This is a genomic window from Flavobacterium sp. SOK18b (genome assembly GCF_014156605.1).
In the GTDB taxonomy this organism is placed as follows: domain Bacteria; phylum Bacteroidota; class Bacteroidia; order Flavobacteriales; family Flavobacteriaceae; genus Flavobacterium; species Flavobacterium tiangeerense.
The window spans coordinates 1-4,351 of record NZ_QKNZ01000061.1 but is presented as its reverse complement, the minus strand read 5'-3'; the positions used below and the strand labels follow the sequence as shown (position 1 = coordinate 4,351).

2 protein-coding genes are annotated in these 4,351 nt (G+C 33.4%); both read right to left on the bottom strand.

The features are described from left to right. Window positions 1–21: 21 nt before the first annotated feature. Entirely contained in the window at window positions 22–3,627 is a 3,606-nt protein-coding gene (locus DNC80_RS10100; RefSeq protein ID WP_182651111.1) for a DEAD/DEAH box helicase, read from the bottom strand. 20 nt (window positions 3,628–3,647) lie between these two features. Beyond that, window positions 3,648–4,351: hypothetical protein (locus DNC80_RS10095; RefSeq protein ID WP_182651110.1), on the bottom strand; the 704-nt coding region annotated here is incomplete at its 5' end.

Below are 4,351 nucleotides of genomic sequence, written 5' to 3'. Positions count from 1 at the left end.
TTTGGTTTAATGGTGATTTATTTAAGCGGCTAATTGTAGTTTAAGTTTAATTGCTTTGGCTTTGGCTTTGGCTAAGCGTAGGCGTTTGCTTTTGTCGTCTGTCTGTAAATCAGGCTTTAGTTCTACTGTAGGTATTTCACAAATGGTGCTTTGTCCTTTAATGTATTTGTATGACATTACGCGATTTAAGCTAGCAAAATCATTCACCCTATCTTGCAGCTCACCGCCTTTAACACTGTACTTCTCTTTTTGTTGCTGAATTTTCAACATCAATTCATATTCAAATTCGGGTGTTTTAACCTGTTCTAATTCTGCATCAGCTAGAAGCAACTCTTTTTCGAATTCATCTTTGATAACACTTAAGTCAGTTGCTTCAGAATATCCTCGCTGCTCGAAAATAGTTCGTTTTATTTTAGTGTATTTTGACAATACCTCAGTGTAAGTATCTAGTTGATAACTCAAACGTGCATTTAACAAACTATCGTAAGCTCGTAGCGTTTTTATTGCTTGTTTGTCATCATAACTGTTGGCTAGATCACAAATTAAGTTGTACACTTTTTGGAACCGCTCAATTTTAGTTTGTTGTTCTTTTGTTAGGCTTTCCAGTTCTGATTGTTTCAGTTTAACAATCTCATCAAAATAGAAAGATTCTCCGTTTGATTTATAAAACACAAAGGCACTTCCAAAACTATTTTTAAAATCTAGGACTTTTGAAAAAACTTGACGGCTTATTTCTTGCAAACGTGTTTTAAGAAATACAAAGTCGCCTAAATCTTTAATGTTGGCTGTAAGTATTACTTTTTTGGATTGTAAATCGGCAATAATTTGTTTCAGTTCAAAACGCTGTAATACTCCTAAATCAGTCACCAGCGCAAATTTCACCTCGTTAGGATCTAAACTTTCCTCGTCAAGTACATTTTTACCATTAGAACGACTAAATAGCTCGTTGATACGGGCTGTCTTTTCTTCAAGTTTTTGAAAGATAAAAATATCCATACTGTTTTCCATTAACGGCATAACAATACGGACAAAAGCAAACATATTTTTTTGTCTCCAGATTCTACCTTCTAATTGCTTGATTCCCGTAGGGTTCCAATCAGGTAGCAAATTATATAGCACCGTGGACTTTTCCTGTAGATTGATCCCCTCTTTAATAGTCGAAGTACCAATGATTATTTTACAAGTTCCCTCGTTAAAGGCTTCTTTTATTTTCTCTTTTTGGTCCGCTGTCATTCCGCTAGAAATGATCTCGACTTCATCTACTTTTAACCTTGGGTTTTCTTTTAATGAAACGCCTTTTTTATAACCGATTTCCTTTTCTAAATATTCCTTTATAAAGTGAAAGTAGTCTTTCCCTCTATCAGAATAAATTACCTGTCCCGACACATCTTCTTTACGAGTTTCGTGCCAAAGCTTTACAGTACGAACACATTCGAGCGTGTACAATATTTTAGGGCTATTATTTACAAAGTCCAAATAGTCAATTGGATCTTGTTCTAAATAGGCAACGTAGCTGGCAGGTGACTTACCAACTAAAAATGGAGAAAAAGCATTATTCAAACTTTCACTCATCAAAGACAATAGCTTTCCAGCATCATCTTTTTGCACTGGTTCTGAAGCTTTATCGTTGATGGCTTTTTGGTTGTCTTTTTGATGTTCGTTTTGCTTCAAATAAGTCAAAGTTTGTTTTTCCTTATCTAGTCTTTTGATGCCTGTTTCAGTTAAAACTGTTGTTTTTGGTAAATTGATCTTGCACGGTCTCGGAACATTTGCATCTTCACCGGTTTTGAACGTAATGTGACTAAAAACTAATTGCTGCAAAGCAATACGGTTGTTAAATGATTTCACAACGTTTTTATTTTCAATCTCTCCGTTTTGCTTAATTCCGTACTCCGAAGTTTCCTGAATAAATTGTTCAAAGAAAATACGAATGTTGTAAATACCCATTGATTTCATGTAGTTGTAAGACACCAATGATAACATAGAGTAAATCTCTAAAGGACTATTTGTAAAAGGAGTAGCAGTCAATAAAACAACGTTTCTACCATAAGTTCTCTGAATATAATTGCATACAAAAAATGCCTTAACACCTCGCGTTGAAGGCTGTCCCCCTGTAATGTGAAATTGTTTACCTTGTTCTTTTGTTGATTTTACCTCCGAGAAAATATTTTTAAAATTATGCGCTTCATCAATTACCAAAAAATCAAATCCTAATGTCTCGATGTCCGCTATTGTACCTTTGTTTCCTGTACCAATCATTTCACGGTACTTTTCATAGCTTTTCTCTTGTTCTCGCTCTGAAATATCTACTTGATCTAAAATTCCCGATAATTCATTTAAGTGTGAAGCAGCTGTTTCTTGGTTAAATCCCATTTTTTCAAAACCTTCGTAAGTCACAATAGTAATACTTCGTGCTGGAACTTTGATGTCAACATTCATTGTTGTATTGACTCCTAAATTGTACCATTCGTTAATAGTAACATCTGTATTACTTAAAATGCCTTCTAAATCCTTATTACCTAAAATTTCTAAGATCCAGTTCTTGTAGGTTGGATTGGGAACTACCACTAATGGACGGGAGCAACGCCCCGAATTTAAAGCATTGATTATATTTATAATAGCAGTAATGGTTTTACCAACACCAACATCATAAGCAATAACGCCTGAACCTACTAATTCTATAAAAGCTACTCCTTCTGATTGCGCTGGTAAAATTTGCAAATCAAATCCTTTGAATTTTTTACTGATTTGTAAGGCTACTGGAATTTTATTAACCAACAAAGGTGCAAAAGCATTAAAATTGCTGTTGTAATGGGCATCAATTTTAAGTTGATCTTGATATTCTAAGCCTTCGTGTAAAAAAACTTTAAACAATCTTTCGCCCTCGTCTCTTGTTACTTTTTTTATCGCACTCCACTCAATCTTATCGGTACTTCTTGGTTTTGGTTGATTATTGAGGTAATACAAAATGATTTCAACCGGACGTACTTTTTTAAACACATAGTCTGGCTGACCATTAAGCCAAATTTCGAATGCATCTTTTAAGTTTTGAGGCACCGCAAATTCTCGATCCTTAATGCTGTTTATTTCAAATGTACGGGCGAATTCGCCAATAGCTAGAATTACTGGACGTTCAGAAACAATAGGATTACTGATTGATAATGCTTTTGGTTTTAAATCATTTAATGTTTTTAAATGATTTTCATATACCGAACTACCATAATTGCTTACAATAGTATCTTTGTCTTGAGTCGTTTTGCTGATCTTATTATAAATATTTCCAAACACGAAAATAGGAAGCGGTACTAATGCGCCTTTATTAGCGGCATCATAAAACAAAATACCAGAGTTTACCCACTTGCGTAAATCACCATCAGTAGGATTGGTAAAATAAGGTTTCCAATTGGTCATAGGAATACCCGTTTTTCTTCGGTACCAAACCCACGCTTTAATTTCATCCTGTGTAAGTCCTACATTATATTTCGCTACGCTTTCCTCTAGGGAGTAAATTTTAGAGTTATCTGAAACCCTACCCAAACGACCTGAAATAAGTCGTTCTAAACGGTTTTTGTATTGAGTGATTAACTTTTTGGTTTCGGCCTTCAATGGTCCTTTGTATTGTTTCATTTTGTCTATTTAATAGTTCTTTATTCAGGTTTAAAATCTTCATAGCTACAACATAGATTGTGTGCTAAGTGCTTGTAGAAATCATCTTCTGTAATATTTTTTGTAAGATCGTTCATTTGGTTAAATAGCTCTTTTTGCTCATTTTTCATTTTAGAAAAATTTATACTGTTGTCATATTTTCCAGAATCTATTTTTTTGCTTAGTGTTGCTTCTTTTTTATACAGTCTGTTAAATAATTTTGCTGGATTTATCTCTGCAATTCCTAAAGCATCACTAAAACTTAATTTTATTTTTATCGCTTTTGCCTTTGCTTTAGCGATTTTCAAATTATATATTCTGAAATAGGCTTTACTTTCTGCTAGTGCGGATTGTTCAGTTTGTAAATCTCGCATTGCTTTTGTTTTTTCATTAGCTTTTTTTGCTTCTGATAATAACCTTTCGGCTATTTTAACCCTATTTTCTTGATTAGAAATTACATTTTTTAATAATTCAGTTCTGTCTATTTGCGGTTGATTTTTTCTAATAAATTCCTCTTCCTTATATTTATTGTCATCACCATAACCGTTATTCCGATTAAAGGATTTTAGAGTGTCGTAAGCCTTATCGAATATTTTTTTTAAAACTTTATAATCAGGCAAAATGATATAATTATAATAATCTACTCCTGCTTCTTTTTTTACTTTTTCATAAGCTGCTATTCGTTTTTCAATAGCTGAAACTTTTG

Coding starts and splice junctions, on each gene's coding strand:
- DNC80_RS10100 (WP_182651111.1), bottom strand. CDS start 3,627: ATGAAACAATACAAAGGACCATTGAAGGCCGAAACCAAAAAGTTAATC.